This window comes from Streptomyces sp. NPDC024555, assembly GCF_055559335.1.
In genome coordinates this window covers 41,682-55,506 of the sequence record NZ_JBVHKV010000030.1, presented here as the reverse complement: position 1 = coordinate 55,506, position 13,825 = coordinate 41,682, and the positions used below count along the sequence as shown (strand labels likewise).

Below are 13,825 nucleotides of genomic sequence, written 5' to 3'. Positions count from 1 at the left end.
GTCTACTGGCGGTGTCCAACGGGTTTTCCTCCCGCTCGGGGCGGGCCGCGGTCCCGGCCCGTCCCGAGCGGGACAGCGGGCATACAGGTGTGAACTGTCCGATACTCGGCGCATGACCGCGGGGCAGCCGCGGGACGGGCAGAGGGTGGTGCCATGCGGTTCGACGACGACGCCGGGCTGGACACGTCCGAGGTCGGGGACCGGCGCGGCAGCCGCGTCCCGGGCGGGCGCGCCACCGTGGGCGGCGGGATCGCCGGGCTCGTCGCGCTGCTCCTGGGCCTGTTCTTCGGCGTCGGACCCGATCAGCTCGGGCTGTCCTCGGGCGGACCGGACCCGGCCGCGACCGCGTCGACGGCCGACCGGGTGGCCGAGGACTGCCGGACCGGCCGGGACGCCAACACCAGGGACGACTGCCGGATCGTCGCGGTGGTCAACAGCGTGCAGGACTACTGGAGCCAGGAGTTCCGGCGGGACGGCACCCCGTACGGCGGTGCGCGGACGATCCTGTTCACCGACCGGGTCGGCACCGGCTGCGGTGCGGCGACCTCGGCCGTGGGCCCGTTCTACTGCCCGGCCGACCGGCAGGTCTATCTGGACCTGGGCTTCTTCGACGAACTGCGGACCACGTACGGGGCGAGCGGCGGGCCGTTCGCCGAGGCCTATGTCGTCGCGCACGAGTACGGACACCATGTGCAGAACCTGACCGGGACGCTGGGCCGGGCCCGGGACGGGCGGACCGGGGCGGACAGCGACGCGGTGAAGGTCGAGCTCCAGGCGGACTGCTACGCCGGGGTCTGGGCGCACCACGCGACGACGACGCCGGAGGAGTCGACCGGTCGGCCGCTGGTCACCGAGCTGACCCGGGCCGACATCCGGGACGGGCTCGACGCGGCCGCGGCGGTCGGGGACGACCGGATCCAGGAGCGGTTCCAGGGCCGGGTCACCCCGGAGTCCTGGACCCACGGCTCGGCCGCGCAGCGCCGGCAGTGGTTCACCACGGGGTTCCGGACCGGCGAGGCGGCCGCCTGCGACACCTTCCGCTGAGCTGCCGCGCCCCGTCGCGCGGGCGGTGTCAGTGCGCGGTGGAAGACTGAGACGCAGATCACATCCGGGCCGTCAGGGGTCCGGTGCGGACGAGAAGGGACTGAGCACGATGACAGGCGCAGCGGCGGGTGTTCCGACCGTCTACCCGACGATTCTGTACGAGGACGCCAAGGCGGCGATCAAGACCCTCACCGAGGCCCTGGGCTTCACCGCGGAGGCGGTGTACGAGGGCGAGGACGGCTCGGTGGTGCACGCGGAGCTGTCCTGCGGGAACGGCAGGGTGATGCTGGGGTCCAAGGGCCGCGAGGGGGTGTTCGCCCGGGTGATGCGGGACGCGGGCCCGGCGGGTGTCTACGTGGTCGTGGACGAGGTCGACGAGCACCACGCCCGCGCGGTCGCGCACGGGGTGGAGATCCTGATGGAGCCGACGGACCAGGACTACGGCTCGCGGGACTACATGGCGCGGGACGCCGAGGGCAACGTGTGGAGCTTCGGGACGTACGCCCCGGGTGCGGAGGGCTGAGCCGCCGCACCCGGGGCGCCCCGGCCCGGGTCCCGGGCGGGGCGCGGCCGTCGGAGAGCCGCCGCCTTCAGGCCCCGCCGGTGTGCACCTGGAAGGCCGCCTTGCGGACGGCCTTGGCGAGCGCCGGGTCGGGGTGCGCGGCGGCCAGGGCCACCAGGACCTGCACGGTGCGCGGATGGCCGACCGCCCGGACCTCGTCCAGCAGCGCGGGGACGGTGCCCTGGACGGCCGAGTCCAGGTGCCGGACCAGCAGCGCGGTCTCGCCGTGGTCGGCGACGGCCGCCGCGGTGTCCACCCAGAGCCAGGTGGCCTCCTCGCGGCTGAGGACCTCCTGGGCGTCCTCGGGGTCGGCCCCGTCGTACTCGGCGAGCCAGAGCAGCGCGTAGGGGCGCAGTGAGGGGTCGGCGGCCACGGACCGCACCTCGGGTTCGGCCGGCGCGCCGACGACCCGGAGCGCCTCGAAGGCGAGCCCGCGCAGCAGCGCGTCCTCGCCGCGGGCCACGCCGAGCAGTTCGGCGACGGCGCTGCCCACGGGCCGGGCGGCCAGCCAGGCCCGGTACTCGGCGCGGGCGGGGCCGGGGGTGAGGCGGGCGCAGCCGAGCAGCATGTCGGCGGCGGACTGCTCGATGTTCCCGGCCGGGCTCTGCGCGGCGACGCAGATCTGCTCCAGCTTGACCCAGACCGCCCAGTTGCCGAGCGGGGTGAGGGTGGCGTGCCCGGGGTGCAGGGTGAGCGCGCCGACGGCGGCCAGCCCCTCCAGGGCCCAGTCCAGCAGGAGCGCGACCAGGGCGGCGGGGTGCGCGGTGGGCTCGGGCGCGGTGGGCGCGGGCAGTGGCTGGGGCCCGTACGGGACCTCGCAGCGCTCCTCGTGCAGTTCCGCGACGCGCTGGCCGAGCAGGTCCAGGAGGACGGGCACCGCGACCGGGCCCGCCGAGAGCTGGAGCAGGGAGAGCACCTGGGGCACGGCCTCGACGGCCTCGGCGACGGCGGTGGACTCGATGCCGAGGGGTGCGGGGTGGACGAGCGACCAGGCGTCGAAGAGCGCCACCCAGCCGCGCAGCACGGCGGAGTCGTCGCGGTCCCAGGCGCGCAGCCGCCAGCCGGGCCGCGCGGTGTCGCCGTGCAGTTCCACGAGTCCGGCGAGACGGGCCCGGTCCCAGCCGGAGCGCACCTGCTCGGGGGACAACTCCAGCGCCGCCGCGGCCTGTTCGAGGGGGCGGGCGGCGAGCGGGGCTATGCCCGCCCGGGTGCCGTCGGCCGCCCAGCGGGCGATCCGGACGGCGTCGGCGAGGGCGGCCCTGGCCTGGCGGGCCAGTTCGGCCCGGGGCGGGGTGCCCTCGGGAGGGCGCGGCGCGGGCCTGGTGCGCCGGGTGGTCACGGCCTTACGAGCGGTGGCAAGGGGTCGCGGGCGGACAAGTCGCAGCCTGGAGTCGCGCGGGGTACGGGACGTCACGGGGAGCAGTCTTGCCTCTGACGGCCCGAAAGCCCAAACGGAACCCCGCTGACCGGTCCCGGGAGGGGATCGCGGAGCCCGGGGACCAAGCGCCCGAAGCGGCACATCGGCTCACATCAGGGGCGTGAGGAAGCGGCGCAGGGTCTCCTCGTAGTGGACCGGGTCGGCGTTCCACATCGCGCCGTGCGGAGCCCGGGGCACGGGGTGCAGGGAGACCAGGTCGGGGCGGAGCGCGGCCAGCTCCCGGGACGGCCGCCAGGGGGCGAGGGTGTCGTCGGGGCCGTGGAAGATCAGCGTCGGGACGTGCAGGGTCGCCGGGACCGAGGTGTCCAGGAGGCGGGCCCCGTGCAGGCCGGTCTGGCCCTGGGCGGCGCGGACGGCCAGGGGCCGCAGGACGGAGGGGACGCCCCGGGCGGCGGCCAGGGCGCGCAGGGTGACGGCCCAGTCCAGCACCGGGGAGTCGAGGACCAGTCCGCGGATCCGGTCCCGGAGCGCGGAGTTGACACTGGCGTGCAGGGCCATGGCCGCGCCGGTGGACCAGCCGTGCAGGACGACCTGTTCGGCGCCGTAGCGGACGGCGAAGCGGATGGCCGCGTCCAGGTCGCGCCATTCGGACTCGCCGAGGTGGGAGAGGCCGTCCGGGGAGCGCGGGGCGTCCGGGTCGCCGCGGTAGCCGAGGCCGAGCACCGGGAGCTGCTGCCCGTGCAGGAAGCCCAGCACGTTGAGGGGGTGCGCGCGGGTGGTGCCGATGCCGTGCACCGCGATCACCCAGGTGGCGCGGGCCCCGGGGACGAACCAGGCGGGCAGTCCGCCCAGCTCGCCGGGGATCTCGACCTCGCGGAAGTCCAGGCCCAGGGCCTCGGCGGGGTCGCCGGAGTGGATCTCCGGGGTGATGTGGACCTTGGCGCCGGGGACCAGGACGCCCCGGTCGACGCGCTCCAGCCGGCGCACGACGGTGTCGGCCGCCTGGCGGGCCTGGTCGAGCACCGGTCCGACGACGGCGTGGACGTCGTCGCCCGCCAGTCCGTAGGTGCCGGGCCGCAGCGAGGCGAGGGACCGGGTGAGGGTGACCTGTCCGGCGGCCGTGGCGTGCACGGTCAGTCCGCGGTCGGCGGGAAGGGGTCGTCCGGACGGCGCCCCGAGGGCGGCGTCGCTGGCGAGCCGGCCGGCCGCGACCGCGGCCGCTCCGGCGCCGAGGATGGTGGTGACGGCCGCTGCCGTCGCTGTTGCCGGGCGCACGGCATCAGTCTCCGGGGCTCCCCCGGGCCCGGCCACCGGACGGGGGCCGTCCGGTGGCCGGACCGTATACGGGAGGGGCCGCGCGACGGGGCCGGGCGGGAGCCGGCGGGGGCGGGGCCGCCGCACGGGGCCGGGGGCGGGTCCGGCCGCACGGGAGCCGGGGGCGGGTCCGGCCGCACGGGAGCCGGGACGGTCAGCGCGGGCGCTGTCCGTATCCCTTCAGGGCCTCGCCGACCTCGGCCAGTTGTGCGGGGGTGAGCAGGGCCGGGGTGCGGCCGGGGACGGAGCTGGCGGTGAGCCAGAGGCGGCAGAGCCATTCCAGCTGGGCGGTGCGGTCGTAGGCCTCGTCGAGGGTGGTGCCGTAGGTGACGGTGCCGTGGTTGCCCAGCAGACAGCCGGAGCGGTCGCGCAGGGCCAGGAGCATGTTCTCGGCCAGTTCCTCGGTGCCGTAGCGGGCGTAGGCGGCGACCCGGACGGGGCCGCCGAGCATCGCGGAGGCGTAGTGGAGCGAGGGCACCTCGGTGACCAGGGTGGAGACGGCGGTGGCGTGGACGGCGTGGGTGTGCACGACGGCGGCGGCGTCGGTGTTCCGGTAGACGGTGAGGTGAAGAGGGAGTTCGCTGGTGGGGGTCAGTTCCCCATGGGTCTGCTTGCCTTCCGGATCCACGGCGGTCAGATCCTCGGGGCGGAGCCGGTCGTAGGGCACTCCGCTGGGGGTGACGAGGATCGTGTCGCCGACCCGCGCGGAAACGTTTCCCGAGGTCCCCACGACCAGCCCCTCGGCGGCGGTCCTGCGGGCGGTCGCGACGACCGCGTCCCAGGCCGCTTCGATCGATTCGCGCCACGCATCGCTCATACGAAGATCCTTTCAACGGATGAGCGGCCCCGTGCCGCCCCCTCCCGCGGGCCCTCGCCCGGCCCCGAATTCTGGGCCCCGCCCGGCCCGTAACGGAATCCCGCCTCCGTCCGGCGGACGAAGAGGGCGGCCGGGCTCCGGTTGGAGTCACCGCAAAGCCCTGCCCAGTTCATCTTCCGTTCACCCAGCTTGCCTACGGTCCACGTGCCAATGACGTCGAACGATTGCCTGGGTAAATGGAACACATCACGCTGCTGCTCGCGATTGTGATCGTGACAGCTCTAGTGTTCGATTTCACGAACGGTTTCCACGACACCGCCAACGCGATGGCCACCACCATCTCGACCGGCGCCCTCAAACCCAAGACAGCGGTGGCCATGTCCGCCGTTCTCAACCTCGTCGGCGCGTTCCTGTCGGTGGAGGTCGCCAAGACGATCTCCGGCGGGATCATCAATGAAGACGGGCTCAGAACCGAGGTCATCTTCGCGGCGCTCGTCGGCGCCATCCTGTGGAATCTGCTGACCTGGCTGGTCGGCCTGCCCTCCAGTTCCTCCCACGCCCTGTTCGGCGGCCTCATCGGCGCCGCGGTGATGTCCGCGGGCTGGTCCTCCGTCGACGGCGGCACCGTCGTCACCAAGGTGCTGCTCCCCGCGGTCGCCGCCCCGATCGTCGCCGGTGTCGCCGCGCTGCTGGCCACCCGGCTGACGTACCGGATCGGCGGGCGGATCAAGGGCGAGGCCCAGGAGAAGGCCACCGCCAAGGGCTACCGGGCGGGCCAGATCGCCTCGGCCGGCCTGGTCTCCCTCGCCCACGGCACCAACGACGCGCAGAAGACCATGGGCATCATCACCCTCGCCCTGGTCACCGGCGGCGTCCTCTCCCCCGGCTCCAACCCGCCGGTCTGGGTGATCGTGAGCGCCGGTCTCGCCATCGCGATGGGCACCTACCTCGGCGGCTGGCGCATCATCCGCACCATGGGCAGCGGCCTGACGGAGCTCAAGCCGCCGCAGGGCTTCGCCGCCCAGACCAGCGCGGCCACCGTCATCCTGGCCTCCTCGCACCTCGGCTTCTCCCTCTCCACCACCCAGTCCTGCTCCGGTGCGGTGATGGGCGCGGGCCTCGGCCGTCAGGGGGGCGTGGTCCGCTGGTCCACCGCCACCCGGATGTTCGTCGCCTGGGGCCTGACCCTGCCGGCCGCCGGTCTGGTCGGCGCGGGCGCCGAGTTCGTCACCAAGCAGGGGACCTGGGGCGTCGTCGTCGTGGCGGTGCTGCTGGTCGCCGGCTCCGGCGCGATCTGGGCGCTCTCGCGCCGCAAGCCCGTCGGCCACGACGACGTCGCCCCGACGGGTGCGCAGTCCGCGCCGGACGCCGAACCGGCCGGAGTCGTGACCACCGCCATCGCGGCCGTCAGCCCGCCGCCCACGCTCGCCGCCCAGCCCGACCTGACGGCGACCCTCCCGTCCCCGGCCGCGCCCGTCGCCGCCGACCCGGCCCGACCCGCCACGGTGTAAGGACAGACACATGCACATCGACTGGGCAGCACTCGGCACCGTCTTCGGCGTCTCCCTCGTCACCACCGTCGCTCTCGTGGGCCTGTTCACCCTCGGCATCGTCGGCCTCTCCAAGCAGCCGGAACCGGCCGCGCGGGGCGGCGCGGCGGGCGGTTCGGTCCTGCTGGCCCGCGCCGGCGGGTACGTCTGCTTCGGACTGTGCGCGGCGGCGGTCGCGTACGGGATCTATCTGATCGTCGCCTGAGCCGTCCGGGGCCCGTACGGAGTTCGGGCCCCGGGCACCCCCACCGGGCCGGGCACCCTTCACGGGTGTCCGGCCCGGTGTGTGTCCGCCCACACCGCGCCCCCGCAGGTCAACGGCAAGTTGACGGGTGTTCGCGGAGCGTGGTGGACTGCCGGAGCCATTACGGCGACAGCAGAGGAAGCCGGTGCGAATCCGGCGCGGTCCCGCCACTGTCACCGGGGAGCGGTCTCCCCTCTCGGAAGTCACGGTCCACCAGGACCGGAAGGCCGGGAGACCGCGGATCCGGGAGCCAGGAGACTCTGGTCGCCGTCTCGTCGAACCAGGGCGCGGACCCTGAGTGAGGACATATCGCCATGCCCGGCCCCGTCGCGACCCTTTCCCCGCCGCTTCCCCGTACCGGGGCCCGCCGAGGCGCCACGGCCGGCTGACCCGTGCGTGCCGATCGCGTCTTCGCGTACGGCGCCACGGCCGGGATGATCGGCGATCTGCTGCTCGGTGACCCCCGCAGGGGCCATCCGGTGGCCGCCTTCGGGCGGGCCGCGGCGGACGTCGAACGCCTGCTGTGGCGCGACCACCGGGGGTGGGGCGCGCTGCACACCCTGGTCTGCGCCGGCGGCGCCGCCGGGGCCGCCGCACTGGCCGCCCGCGCCGTGCGCCACCACCCCGCCGCCTCCGTCGCCCTGACCGCGGCCGCCACCTGGTCCGTCGTCGGGGGCACCTCCCTGGGCCGCGAGGCGCGGGCCGTCGGCGGCGCGCTGGCCGCCGGGGACATCGAGGGGGCCCGGAAGCGGCTGCCGCATCTGTGCGGCCGCGACCCGCAGTCCCTGGACGGCCCCCAGATCGCCCGCGCGGTGGTGGAGTCCGTCGCCGAGAACACCTCGGACGCCGTCGTCGGCGCCCTGGTGTGGGGGGCGCTGGGCGGAGTCCCCGGGCTCGTCGGCTTCCGGGCCGTCAACACGCTGGACGCCATGGTGGGCCATAAATCGCCCCGCTACCGGCGCTACGGCTGGGCCTCCGCCCGTCTCGACGACGTGGCCGGCTGGCCCGGCGCCCGGCTGACGGCCCTGCTCGCCACCGCCGCCGGAGGGGCGCCGCGCGCGGCGGTCCGGGCCTGGCGGGCGGACGCGTCCCGGCATCCGAGTCCCAACGCGGGCCCGGTGGAGGCCGCGTTCGCGGGGGCGCTCGGCGTGCGGCTCGGCGGCACGCTCGCCTACGGCGGCCGGGTCGAGCACCGTCCCGTGCTCAACGGCGCGGCGGGCCGGGCGGTGGAGACCGCCGACATCGCACGCGCGGTGCGGCTCTCGCGCCGGGTGGGCGCGCTGGCGCTCGGCGTCGGCGTCGCGGCCCGGCTGGGCACCGGGCTCGTCGCCCGGCGACTGGCCCGAGGCCGTACCTCCCCCTCCCCCACGGCCGGAAGGAACCGGACATGAGCGGCGGACTGCTGGTCGCCGGAACCACATCGGACGCGGGCAAGAGCGTCGTCACGGCGGGCATCTGCCGCTGGCTGGTGCGCCGGGGCGTGAAGGTGGCGCCCTTCAAGGCGCAGAACATGTCGCTGAACTCCTTCGTGACCCGTGAGGGCGCCGAGATCGGGCGGGCCCAGGCCATGCAGGCGCAGGCCGCCCGCGTCGAGCCGACCGCCCTGATGAACCCGGTGCTCCTCAAGCCCGGCGGCGACCGCTCCAGCCAGGTGGTGCTGATGGGGCGCCCGGTCGGCGAGATGAGCGCCCGCGGCTACCACGGGGGCCGGCAGGAGTCCCTGCTGTCCACCGTCACGGACTGCCTGGAGCAGCTGCGGAGCACGTACGACGCGGTGATCTGCGAGGGCGCCGGCAGCCCGGCCGAGATCAATCTGCGCCGCACCGACATCGTGAACATGGGCATCGCGCGGGCGGCCCGCTTCCCGGTGGTGGTCGTCGGCGACATCGACCGGGGCGGGGTCTTCGCCTCGTTCTTCGGGACGACGGCCCTGCTCTCGCCCGAGGACCAGGAGCTGATCGCCGGGTATCTGGTGAACAAGTTCCGCGGCGACGTCTCGCTGCTGGAGCCGGGCCTCGACATGCTGCGGGAGCTGACGGGCCGGCCGTCCTACGGGGTGCTGCCCTTCGCGCACGGTCTGGGCATCGACGAGGAGGACGGGCTGCGGGTGTCGCTGCGCGGTGCCGTACGCGAGTCGGTGGTGGCCCCGCCGCACGGGGAGGACGTCCTGCGCGTGGCCGTGTGCGCGGTGCCGCTGATGTCGAACTTCACCGATGTCGACGCGCTGGCCGCCGAACCGGGCGTCGTCGTGCGGTTCGTGGACCGCGCGGAGGAGCTGGCCGACGCCGATCTCGTCGTCGTGCCCGGCACCCGGGGCACCGTGAAGGCGCTGGCCTGGCTGCGCGAGCGCGGACTGGCCGACGCGCTGCTGCGACGGGCGGCCGAGGGCCGTCCGGTGCTCGGGATCTGCGGCGGCTACCAGATCCTCGGGACACGGATCGAGGACGAGGTGGAGTCGCGCGCCGGGCGCGTCGAGGGGCTGGGACTGCTTCCCGTCCGGATCCGCTTCGACCGCGAGAAGACCCTCGCCCGGCCGTCCGGCGAGGCGCTGGGCGCCCCGGTCGAGGGGTACGAGATCCACCACGGCGTCGCGGACGTGCGCGGCGGCGAACCCTTCCTCACGGACGGCCGGGGCCGCCCGCTGGACGGCTGCCGCTCCGGCTCCGTCTGGGGCACCCACTGGCACGGTTCGCTGGAGAGCGACGCCTTCCGGCGCGCCTTCCTCACCGAGGTCGCACGGGCCGCGGGCCGCCGTTTCGTCCCCGCCCCCGGCACCTGTTTCGCCGCGCTCCGCGAGGAACAGCTCGACCGCCTCGGCGATCTGATCGAGGAGCACGCGGACACCGACGCGCTGTGGCGGCTCATCGAGTCGGGCGCGCCGTCCGGGCTGCCGTTCGTTCCGCCGGGTGCGCCCGCATCCCCCGCCAAGGAGGTCCTGTGAGTACGCCCTACCCCTTCACCGCGATCGTCGGACAGGACGACCTGCGCCTCGGGCTGCTGCTCAACGCGGTGAGCCCGGCCGTCGGCGGAGTCCTCGTCCGGGGCGAGAAGGGCACCGCCAAGTCCACCGCCGTCCGGGCGCTGGCCGCGCTGATGCCCGAGGTCCGTGTCGTCCCCGGCTGCCGGTTCTCCTGCGCCCCGGACGCCCCCGACCCGGCGTGTCCGGACGGCCCGCACCCCTCCGGGACCGGCGCGGCGCGGCCCGCCCGCACGGTCGAACTGCCCGTCGGCGCCTCCGAGGACCGGCTCGTCGGGGCCCTGGACATCGAACGGGCGCTGGCCGAGGGCGTGAAGTCCTTCGAGCCGGGGCTGCTGGCCGAGGCGCACCGGGGGATCCTCTACGTCGACGAGGTCAATCTGCTCCACGACCATCTGGTCGACCTCTTGCTGGACGCGGCGGCGATGGGCGCCTCGTACGTGGAGCGCGAGGGCGTCTCCGTACGGCATGCCGCGCGGTTCCTGCTCGTGGGCACGATGAATCCGGAGGAGGGCGAGCTGCGCCCGCAGCTGCTCGACCGGTTCGGGCTGACCGTGGAGGTCGCCGCGTCGCGGGACACCGAACTGCGGGTCGAGGTGGTGCGGCGGCGGCTGGCGTACGACGACGACCCGGCGGGTTTCGCCGCCCGGTGGGCGGACGAGGAGGCCGCGCTGCGGGAGCGGATCGCGGCCGCGCGGGCGCTGCTGCCCGAGGTCCGCCTCGGCGACCGGGCGCTGCGCCAGATCGCGGCGACGTGCGCGGCGTTCGAGGTCGACGGGATGCGGGCCGACATCGTGATGGCCCGGACGGCGACGGCGCTGGCCGCCTGGGCGGGGCGTACGGACGTGCTGGCCGAGGACGTCCGGCAGGCCGCCCTGCTGGCGCTCCCCCACCGCCGCCGGCGCAACCCCTTCGACGCGCCGGGGCTCGACGAGGACAAGCTCGACGACACGCTGGAGGAGAACGGCGGCGGGGACGACGATCCGGAGCCGGACGGCCCCGGTGGCGGCGGCCGGCCGCCCCGGGGGGACGGTCCCGACACGCCGCCGGAGCCCGGGGCCGGGGCGGACGACACGCCCGGAGCGGCCGGTGACGGGCCGTCGGAGCCGGCTCCCTCGCTGCCCGGACAGGGCGGTGAACAGGCACCGGCACGGGCCGGTGAGCCGTTCCGGACGAAGGCGCTGAGCGTGCCGGGGCTGGGCGAGGGCGCGGCGGGGCGGCGGTCCCGGGCGCGTTCCGCGCAGGGGCGGACGACCGGGGAACGGCGGCCGCGGGGCGGGCTGACGGCGCTTCATCTGGCCGCGACCGTACGGGCCGCCGCCCCGCACCAGCGGGCGCGGGGCCGGTCGGGTCCGGGGCTGGTGGTGCGGCGGGACGATCTGCGGCAGGCGGTGCGGGAGGGGCGCGAGGGCAATCTCGTGCTGTTCGTCGTGGACGCCTCGGGGTCGATGGCCGCGCGGCAGCGGATGGGGGCGGTGAAGGGCGCGGCGCTCTCGCTGCTGCTGGACGCCTATCAGCGGCGGGACAAGGTCGGGCTGATCGCCTTCCGGGGGCGGGGCGCGGAGCTGGTGCTGCCGCCGACCTCCTCGGTGGACGCCGCCGCGGCCCGGCTGGAGCTGCTGGCGACCGGGGGCCGCTCCCCGCTGGCGGCCGGGCTGCTGAAGGCCCATGAGGTGCTGCGGGTGGAACGGCTGCGCGATCCCTCGCGCCGGCCGCTGCTCGTGGTGCTGACGGACGGGCGGGCGACCGGCGGACCGGAGCCGCTGGCGCTGGCCGCGCGGGCCGCCCGGCTGCACGCGGCCGCGGGCACCGCCTCGGTCGTCGTGGACTGCGAGGCGGGGCCCGTGCGGCTGGGGCTGGCCGGGGTGCTCGCCGGTGAGCTGGGCGGTACGGCCGTCACGCTCGACGAGCTGCGGGCCGACACCGTCGCCGGTCTGGTCAAGGACGTGACGAACACCCTCAGGAGGGCCGCGTAATGCCGCAGGGACAGCCGGACAGCGTGCCGGACGACGGACTCACCACGCGTCAGCGGCGCAACCGCCCGCTGCTGATGGTGCACACCGGCACCGGCAAGGGGAAGTCGACGGCCGCCTTCGGGACGGCGCTGCGCGCCTGGAACCAGGGGTGGTCCGTCGGGGTGTTCCAGTTCGTGAAGTCGGCGAAGTGGAAGGTCGGCGAGGAGAACGCGCTGAAGGTCCTCGGGGCGAGCGGCGAGGGCGGTTCCGTCACCTGGCACAAGATGGGCGAGGGCTGGTCCTGGGTCCAGCGCGACGACCAGAGCGACAACGAGACGAAGGCCCGCGAGGGCTGGGAGCAGGTCAAGCGCGATCTGGCCGCGGAGACGTACCGGCTGTACGTGCTCGACGAGTTCGCCTATCCGCTGCACTGGGGGTGGATCGACACGAACGAGGTCGTCGAGGTGCTGCGGAACCGGCCCGGCACCCAGCATGTGGTGATCACCGGGCGCAACGCGCCGGCCGCCCTGCTGGAGGCGGCGGACCTGGTGACGGAGATGACGAAGGTCAAGCACCCGATGGACGCCGGGCAGAAGGGCCAGAGGGGCATCGAGTGGTGAACGTCCCCCGGCTGGTCGTGGCCGCGCCCTCGTCCGGGAGCGGCAAGACGACCGTGGCGACGGGTCTGATGGCGGCGCTGACGGGCCGGGGGCTCGCCGTGTCCGGGCACAAGGTCGGCCCGGACTACATCGATCCGGGCTACCACACGCTGGCGACCGGCCGTCCGGGACGCAATCTCGACGCGTACCTGTGCGGTCCGGACCTCGTCGCGCCGCTGTTCCTGCACGGGGCGCGGGGCTGCGACCTGGCGGTGGTCGAGGGGGTGATGGGGCTGTACGACGGGGCCTCGGGACAGGGCGAGCTGGCGTCCACCGCGCATGTCGCCAAACTGCTGCGGGCCCCCGTGGTGCTGGTCGTGGACGCGTCCTCGCAGTCGCGGTCCGTGGCGGCGCTGGTGCACGGCTTCGCCTCGTGGGATCCGCAGGTGCGGATCGGCGGGGTGATCCTCAACAAGGTCGGAACGGACCGGCACGAGGCGCTGCTGCGCGAGGCGCTGGAGGAGTCCGGGGTGCCGGTCCTCGGGGTGCTGCGGCGGGCCGAGCGGGTCGCCGTGCCGTCCCGGCACCTGGGTCTGGTGCCGGCCGCCGAGCGGCAGGGCGGGGCGGTGGACGCGGTCGCGGCGATGGCCGAGCAGGTGCGGGCCGGCTGCGATCTGGACGCGCTGACGGCACTGGCCCGGTCGGCCCCGCCGGTGCCGGGCGAGGCGTGGAGCCCGCCGGAGCACCGGCCGGGCCGGGCGCCGGTGGTCGCGGTCGCCTCCGGGGCGGCGTTCACCTTCTCGTACACCGAGCACACCGAGCTGCTGGCCGCGGCCGGTGCCGAGGTGGTGCCCTTCGATCCGCTGCGGGACGAGGCGCTGCCCGAGGGGGTCGCGGGGCTCGTCGTCGGGGGCGGGTTCCCGGAGGTGTACGGGCCGGAGCTGTCGGCGAACGAGGCGCTGCGCCGGGAGGTCGCGGCGCTGGCCGCCTCGGGGGCGCCGGTGGCGGCGGAGTGCGCCGGGCTGCTGTATCTGGCGCGGTCGCTGGACGGGCTGCCGATGTGCGGGGTGCTGGACGCCGAGGCGCGGATGTCGGGGCGGCTGACGCTCGGTTACCGGGAGGCCGTGGCGCTGTCCGACAACGTGCTGGCGGCGGCCGGGACCCGGATGCGGGGGCACGAGTTCCACCGCACGGTGCTGGAGCCGGGGGCCGGTGACACCCCGGCCTGGGGCATGCGGCTGCCGGAGCCCCGGGTGGAGGGCTTCGTCCGGGGCGGGGTGCACGCCAGCTATCTGCACACGCACTGGGCGTCCCTGCCGGGGACGGCGCGGCGGTTCGTCGAACGGTGCGCGGGGTGAGCGGTGCCCGCCGGGCGCACCGCGGGG

General features: G+C 75.4%; 12 protein-coding genes and 1 riboswitch. Of the genes, 9 read left to right on the top strand and 3 right to left on the bottom strand.

All coding sequences use genetic code 11. The features are described 5' to 3' along the window. Positions 1–153: 153 nt before the first annotated feature. Together ypfJ and ACZ4FH_RS34625 are read left to right on the top strand one after the other, a co-directional pair. On the top strand, positions 154–1,044 hold the full coding sequence (ypfJ, locus tag ACZ4FH_RS34630) for a KPN_02809 family neutral zinc metallopeptidase (protein ID WP_467309761.1): 891 nt from the start codon (positions 154–156) through the stop codon (positions 1,042–1,044). 109 nt (positions 1,045–1,153) lie between these two features. Further along, positions 1,154–1,567, top strand: a complete 414-nt coding sequence (locus ACZ4FH_RS34625; RefSeq protein WP_467309759.1) for a VOC family protein — start codon at positions 1,154–1,156, stop codon at positions 1,565–1,567. A gap of 67 nt (positions 1,568–1,634) precedes the next feature. On the opposite strand, the gene ACZ4FH_RS34620 is transcribed toward ACZ4FH_RS34625, so the two are convergent. From ACZ4FH_RS34620 to ACZ4FH_RS34610, 3 genes are all read right to left on the bottom strand, one after another. Then, complete coding sequence (locus ACZ4FH_RS34620) at positions 1,635–2,945, bottom strand: hypothetical protein (protein WP_467309757.1); 1,311 nt, start codon at positions 2,943–2,945, stop codon at positions 1,635–1,637. A gap of 186 nt (positions 2,946–3,131) precedes the next feature. Further along, positions 3,132–4,259, bottom strand: coding sequence for an alpha/beta hydrolase (locus ACZ4FH_RS34615; protein ID WP_467309755.1), 1,128 nt, complete (start codon positions 4,257–4,259; stop codon positions 3,132–3,134). A 193-nt stretch (positions 4,260–4,452) separates the two neighbouring features. Then, positions 4,453–5,115, bottom strand: coding sequence for a class II aldolase/adducin family protein (locus tag ACZ4FH_RS34610; RefSeq protein WP_467309753.1), 663 nt, complete (start codon positions 5,113–5,115; stop codon positions 4,453–4,455). 236 nt (positions 5,116–5,351) lie between these two features. Here ACZ4FH_RS34610 and ACZ4FH_RS34605 point away from each other — a divergent pair, with 236 nt between their 5' ends. The 7 genes from ACZ4FH_RS34605 (at position 5,352) to ACZ4FH_RS34575 (ending at position 13,798) form a co-directional block, all read left to right on the top strand. Then, entirely contained in the window at positions 5,352–6,626 is a 1,275-nt protein-coding gene (locus ACZ4FH_RS34605) for an inorganic phosphate transporter (protein ID WP_467309751.1), read from the top strand. A gap of 10 nt (positions 6,627–6,636) precedes the next feature. Continuing rightward, on the top strand, positions 6,637–6,870 hold the full coding sequence (locus ACZ4FH_RS34600) for a hypothetical protein (protein ID WP_383649373.1): 234 nt from the start codon (positions 6,637–6,639) through the stop codon (positions 6,868–6,870). Positions 6,871–7,044: 174 nt separating this feature from the next. Beyond that, a riboswitch (cobalamin riboswitch) is annotated at positions 7,045–7,170 on the top strand. A gap of 131 nt (positions 7,171–7,301) precedes the next feature. Next, on the top strand, positions 7,302–8,300 hold the full coding sequence (locus ACZ4FH_RS34595; protein WP_467309748.1) for a cobalamin biosynthesis protein: 999 nt from the start codon (positions 7,302–7,304) through the stop codon (positions 8,298–8,300). Beyond that, positions 8,297–9,850 (top strand): cobyric acid synthase, encoded by a 1,554-nt coding sequence (locus tag ACZ4FH_RS34590; RefSeq protein ID WP_467309746.1) that lies wholly within the window; start codon positions 8,297–8,299, stop codon positions 9,848–9,850. The genes ACZ4FH_RS34595 and ACZ4FH_RS34590 overlap by 4 nt, the downstream gene beginning before the upstream one ends. Further along, the gene (locus ACZ4FH_RS34585; protein ID WP_467309744.1) at positions 9,847–11,862 is read left to right on the top strand and encodes a putative cobaltochelatase; all 2,016 of its coding nucleotides are present in this window, start codon (positions 9,847–9,849) and stop codon (positions 11,860–11,862) included. The genes ACZ4FH_RS34590 and ACZ4FH_RS34585 overlap by 4 nt, the downstream gene beginning before the upstream one ends. Further along, positions 11,862–12,461, top strand: coding sequence for a cob(I)yrinic acid a,c-diamide adenosyltransferase (gene cobO, locus ACZ4FH_RS34580; protein WP_467309742.1), 600 nt, complete (start codon positions 11,862–11,864; stop codon positions 12,459–12,461). Before ACZ4FH_RS34585 ends, cobO begins: the two co-directional genes overlap by 1 nt. Continuing rightward, a complete protein-coding gene (locus tag ACZ4FH_RS34575; RefSeq protein ID WP_467309739.1) occupies positions 12,455–13,798 on the top strand; it encodes a cobyrinate a,c-diamide synthase in 1,344 nt (447 codons plus the stop codon). Before cobO ends, ACZ4FH_RS34575 begins: the two co-directional genes overlap by 7 nt. The last annotated feature ends 27 nt before the right edge of the window (positions 13,799–13,825 follow it).

What these genes read in the sequence shown, in the direction of transcription:
- cobO (WP_467309742.1), top strand. Translation starts at nt 11,862, where the DNA reads ATGCCGCAGGGACAGCCGGACAGCGTGCCGGACGACGGACTCACCACG.
- ACZ4FH_RS34605 (WP_467309751.1), top strand. Translation starts at nt 5,352, where the DNA reads ATGGAACACATCACGCTGCTGCTCGCGATTGTGATCGTGACAGCTCTA.
- ACZ4FH_RS34610 (WP_467309753.1), bottom strand. Translation starts at nt 5,115, where the DNA reads ATGAGCGATGCGTGGCGCGAATCGATCGAAGCGGCCTGGGACGCGGTC.
- ACZ4FH_RS34590 (WP_467309746.1), top strand. Translation starts at nt 8,297, where the DNA reads ATGAGCGGCGGACTGCTGGTCGCCGGAACCACATCGGACGCGGGCAAG.
- ACZ4FH_RS34600 (WP_383649373.1), top strand. Translation starts at nt 6,637, where the DNA reads ATGCACATCGACTGGGCAGCACTCGGCACCGTCTTCGGCGTCTCCCTC.
- ACZ4FH_RS34625 (WP_467309759.1), top strand. Translation starts at nt 1,154, where the DNA reads ATGACAGGCGCAGCGGCGGGTGTTCCGACCGTCTACCCGACGATTCTG.
- ypfJ (WP_467309761.1), top strand. Translation starts at nt 154, where the DNA reads ATGCGGTTCGACGACGACGCCGGGCTGGACACGTCCGAGGTCGGGGAC.